This window comes from Novosphingobium sp. 11B (assembly GCF_054589055.1).
In genome coordinates, this window is sequence record NZ_BAAILP010000203.1 from 1 (window position 1) to 4490 (window position 4490).

3 protein-coding genes are annotated in these 4490 nt (G+C 66.7%); 1 reads left to right on the forward strand and 2 read right to left on the reverse strand.

Annotation, left to right across the window (positions count from 1 at the left end; translation table 11 throughout):
* Nucleotides 1–87: 87 nt before the first annotated feature.
* Both ACYPYD_RS18350 and ACYPYD_RS18355 read right to left on the reverse strand, forming a co-directional pair.
* Nucleotides 88–474 (reverse strand): acyl-CoA thioesterase, encoded by a 387-nt coding sequence (locus ACYPYD_RS18350; protein WP_459664670.1) that lies wholly within the window; start codon nucleotides 472–474, stop codon nucleotides 88–90.
* Nucleotides 474–2543 carry a S9 family peptidase gene (locus ACYPYD_RS18355; protein ID WP_459664672.1) on the reverse strand — a complete coding sequence of 690 codons (2070 nt, stop codon included), beginning with the start codon at nucleotides 2541–2543 and terminating at the stop codon, nucleotides 474–476. Before ACYPYD_RS18355 ends, ACYPYD_RS18350 begins: the two co-directional genes overlap by 1 nt.
* Nucleotides 2544–2593: 50 nt before the next feature.
* On the opposite strand from ACYPYD_RS18355, the gene ACYPYD_RS18360 reads away from it, so the two are divergent.
* Nucleotides 2594–4426, forward strand: coding sequence for an aminopeptidase P family protein (locus ACYPYD_RS18360; protein WP_459664673.1), 1833 nt, complete (start codon nucleotides 2594–2596; stop codon nucleotides 4424–4426).
* Nucleotides 4427–4490: the final 64 nt, after the last annotated feature.

The window sequence follows — 4490 nt, forward strand, 5'->3', positions numbered from 1 at the left end:
CCCTCCTGCAAGCGGGAGGGAGGAGCGAGGCCGCACTTAACATTCTTCCCTCCCGCTTGCAGGAGCGCCTGGGGTAGGCTCTTTCGATTATCCCACGAACGGCGCCGCCACCTCGGGCGGCACCCGCATCAGCCGGCCGGAGGCGATGTCGATCATCGCCCATGTCGTGCGGGCCGAGACGATCACCTTGCCCGCCGTATTCCGGAAATCCACGCGCCGGTCGAAGCGCGCACCGCTCGGCCCTTCGGGGATGAAGGTCTCGCCCGTCACGCTCTCACCCTCGCGGATGTTGCCGCGGTAATCGATCTCGTGACGAGTGACGAGCCAGGCGTACTTCTCCTGATGCTCAGGCGGGGCGACGGCGGCCCAGTGCGCGCCCGCCATCGCCTCCATCCACTGCACCCACACCGCATTGTTGACGTGGCCCATCACATCGATGTGCTCCGGCAGCGCGGTGAAGGTGAGGGTGAACATCAGCCTTCGACCCCAAGCTGCCACAGGATGAAGGCGAACTCCTCCGCCGTTTCCTTCAGGCTCTCGAAGCGGCCCGACTTGCCGCCGTGGCCCGCGCCCATGTTGGTCTTGAGGATCAACTCGTTGCCGTCGGTCTTCACCTCGCGCAGCCTTGCGACCCACTTGGCGGGCTCCCAGTAGGTTACGCGCGGGTCGTTGAGGCCGGCCGTCACCATCAGCGGCGGATAGGCCTGCGGCTTGACCTGATCGTAGGGGCTGTAGCTCAGGATCAGATCGAAGGCGGCCTTGTCCTCGATCGGGTTGCCCCATTCGGGCCATTCGCCGGGCGTCAGCGGCAGGGTGTCGTCGAGCATGGTGCTCAGCACATCCACGAAGGGCACGTGCGCCACCACCGCGCCGAACAGCTCGGGGTCGGAGTTGATGACCGCGCCCATCAGTTCGCCGCCCGCCGAGCCGCCGGAGATGCTGATCCGGCCCGCCTCGGTGAAGCCGCGCTCGATCAGGCCCTTGGCGACATCGACGAAGTCGTTGAAGGTATTCTCACGCCGCTCCAGCTTGCCTGCCTTGTACCACGCGCGGCCAAGGTCGTCGCCGCCGCGGATATGCGCGATGACATAAGCGAACCCGCGATCGACCAGGCTGAGGCGCGAGGTCGAGAAGCCGGGATCGATGGCGATACCGTAAGCGCCGTAGCCATAGAGGTGCAGCGGCCCGGCTCCCGTCCGGTCCTTGCGATAGACGATGGAAACGGGGATCGCGGTGCCGTCGCGCGCAGGTATCTCCAGCCGCTCGGTGGCATAGAGCGAGCCGTCGTAGCCCGAAGGAATTTCCTGGACCTTGAGCGTCTCGAGCGTGCGCGCGGCGACATCGTAGTCCATCACCGAGGACGGAGCGACCATCGACTCGTACGTCAGCCGCAGCTTCTCCATGTGCCATTCGGGATTGTTGGAGAGCCCCGCCGAATAGCTCGCCTCGGGGAAGGCGATCGGCTCGATCCGCGCCGGATCGTCATAATAGCGCAGCTCGATCTGGTCGAGACCGGCGCGGCGCCCCTCGGTCACATAGAAGTCGCGGAACAGATCGAAGCCCGTCAGGTAAAACTCGTCCGTGCCCTCGATCAGCGTCGTCCACTCGCCGGGGTTCGCCAGCGGCGCGGTGGCGAGGCGGAAGTTCTCGTGCGTGTCGTTGGTGTGGATGTAGAGCACGTCGCCGCGCTCATCGACATCGTACTCCACGCCCTTGACGCGCGCCTTCACCAGGATCTGCTCGCCCAGCGGATCGTCGGCGAGGACCATGCGGCATTCGCTTGTCTCATGGTCGCTGGTGCCGATCAGCAGCCACTTCTCGTTCGACGAGAGCGAGGAACCGACGCGGAAACCCTCGTCATCTTCGTGGAACAGTTCAACGTCGTCTTCCACCGGCTGGCCCAGCCAGTGCAGGCGGGCATTGTCGGTACGCCATTGCTCGTTCGCCAGCGAGTAGACGAGACCCTTGTCCTTCGCCACCCAGACCAGCGAGGACAGCGTGCCGGGAATCTCGTCCGGCAGCAGTTCGCCGGTGGTCAGATCCTTGATCCGCGCGGTGAAGCGCTCCGACCCGCTGTCGTCATACGCGTAAGCGAGCAGCCTGCCGTCCGTCGTCGTGGAGATCGCGCCGAGGCGGAAGTAGTCCTTGCCCTCGGCGAGCGCCACTTCGTCGAGCATCAGTTCGGGCTCGCCGCCCGCGACGGGTTTGCGCCACCATTTCTTGTATTCGGCGCCTTCCTCGAACTCGATCCAGTAGAGCCAGTCGCCATCCTTCTGCGGGACCGACGAATCGGCTTCCTTGATGCGGCCGCGCATTTCCTTGAACAGCGCGTCGATGCGGCCCTTGTGCTGGTCCATCTTCGATTCGAACCAGCGGTTCTCCGCCTCGAGATGGTCGAGGACCTCCTTGTCCTTCACCTCGGGATAGCCGGGATCGCGCAGCCAGGCGTAGTCGTCGCTGACGGTGACGCCGTGATGGGTGAAGGAATGCGGCTTCTTCGCCGCCTGCGGGGGACCGATGAGGGTCGGGGTGGAATCTGCCATGCGCACCATCTATGATTGCTCAATACCCCCCGCAAGCCGGAACCCATGACATGCTGATGAATACCCACGAAGCCCGCCTCGATGCGCTCCGCAAGGAACTGAAGGCGCGCGGCCTCGATGGCTTCGTGATCCCTATCTCCGACGAGCACATGAGCGAGTACGTCGGCGCCTATGCCCAGCGGCTCGAATGGCTGACCGGCTTCGGCGGCTCGGCCGGAACCGCCGTTGTGCTGACCGACGCAGGCCGCTCGCCTGCCGCTGCCATGTTCGTGGACGGACGCTATACCCTGCAGGTGCGCGATCAGGTCGATGGCAGGCTCTATGCCTACGAAAGCGTGCCTGCGACCAGCGTTCCGGCATGGCTCGCCGAGCATGCGCCCAAGGGCGCGCGGATCGGCTACGACGCATGGCTTCACGGCTCGAAGTGGGCGCAGGCGGTGGAAGCCACGCTCGCGGCCAAGGGCGGCGCGCTGATCGCGGTCGAGGGCAACCCGATCGATGCCGTGTGGCAAGACCAGCCCGCCCCTTCGGCCGCTCCCGCCGTGGTCCACCCGGACACGTTCACCGGCGAGGCGAGCGAGGCCAAGCGCGCCGCCGTTTCCGAATGGCTCGCGACCCGGAACCTCGACGCGACGGTGATCACCGCGCTCGATTCGATCGCCTGGCTGCTCAACATCCGCGGCGCCGACGTGGACCGCACCCCCGTCGCGCTGTCCTACGTGATCGCACGAAAGGACGGCACCGCCGACCTGTTCATCGCCGGGGAGAAAGTGACGGACGAGGTCCGCCGCCACCTCGGCAACGCGGTCACCGTGCGCGAGCGCGCCGCCTTCACCCAGGGCCTGCGCGAACTGGCAGGCAAGCGCGTCGCTATCGATCCCGAGCGGGCCGTCAGCGCCATCTTCGAGGAACTGCGCGCCGCCGGTGCCACGCTGGTGGAGGAACGCGATCCCACCGTGCTGCCCAAGGCCGTCAAGAACCCTGTCGAGCAGGCCGGCCACCGCGCCGCGCAGGGCCGCGACGCCGCCGCCGTGACGCGCTTCCTGCACTGGCTCGCGGTCGAGGCGCCCAAGGGCGAGGTCACCGAACTGTCAGCCGCCGCGAAACTGCAGGACTTCCGCGCCGTCGATCCCAGCTTGCGCGACCTGTCGTTCGACACGATCTCCGGCGCCGGTCCTAACGGAGCGAGCCCGCACTACCGCGTGTCGGAAGAGACCAGCCTCACACTGGAGCCCAACTCGGTCTACCTCGTCGACTCGGGCGGGCAGTACCTCGACGGTACCACCGACATCACCCGCACCGTCTGGGTCGGGCCTGATGCGCCCTTCGCCGAAGTGAAGGACCGCTTCACCCGCGTGCTCAAGGGCCACATCGCGCTGGCCCTTGCGGTCTTCCCCAAGGGCACGGCGGGCAGCCAGCTCGACGTGCTGGCGCGCCATGCGCTGTGGCAGGTGGGGCTCGACTATGCCCACGGCACCGGCCACGGCGTCGGCAGCTTCCTTGCCGTCCACGAAGGGCCGCAGCGCATCGCCAAGTCCTCGGGCGGGCAGGCGGGCACCGACCAGCCGCTGCTGCCGGGCATGTTCCTCTCGAACGAGCCGGGCTACTACAAGACCGGCGAATACGGCATCCGCATCGAAAACCTGATCCTCGTCGAAAAGCGCGAGATCGCGGGCTCGGACGGCGAATACTACGGCTTCGAGACGCTCACCCACGTGCCGATCGAGCGGCGCCTGGTGGACACATCGCTGCTATCTCCAGCCGAAATCGCGTGGTGGAACGACTATCACGCGCGGGTGCTGGAGATCGTGGCGCCGCAGCTTGAGGGCCCGGATTCGGCGGCCGCTCTGGACTGGCTGCGTGCCCAGTGCGAGCCGCTCTGAGATGACGGCGCGCGACCTTCGCACTTATCCGGTCCACCTCGGCCTTGGTGCGAAGGTCGCGGAC

What these genes read in the sequence shown, in the direction of transcription:
- ACYPYD_RS18350 (WP_459664670.1), bottom strand. Translation starts at nt 474, where the DNA reads ATGTTCACCCTCACCTTCACCGCGCTGCCGGAGCACATCGATGTGATG.
- ACYPYD_RS18355 (WP_459664672.1), bottom strand. Translation starts at nt 2,543, where the DNA reads ATGGCAGATTCCACCCCGACCCTCATCGGTCCCCCGCAGGCGGCGAAG.
- ACYPYD_RS18360 (WP_459664673.1), top strand. Translation starts at nt 2,594, where the DNA reads ATGCTGATGAATACCCACGAAGCCCGCCTCGATGCGCTCCGCAAGGAA.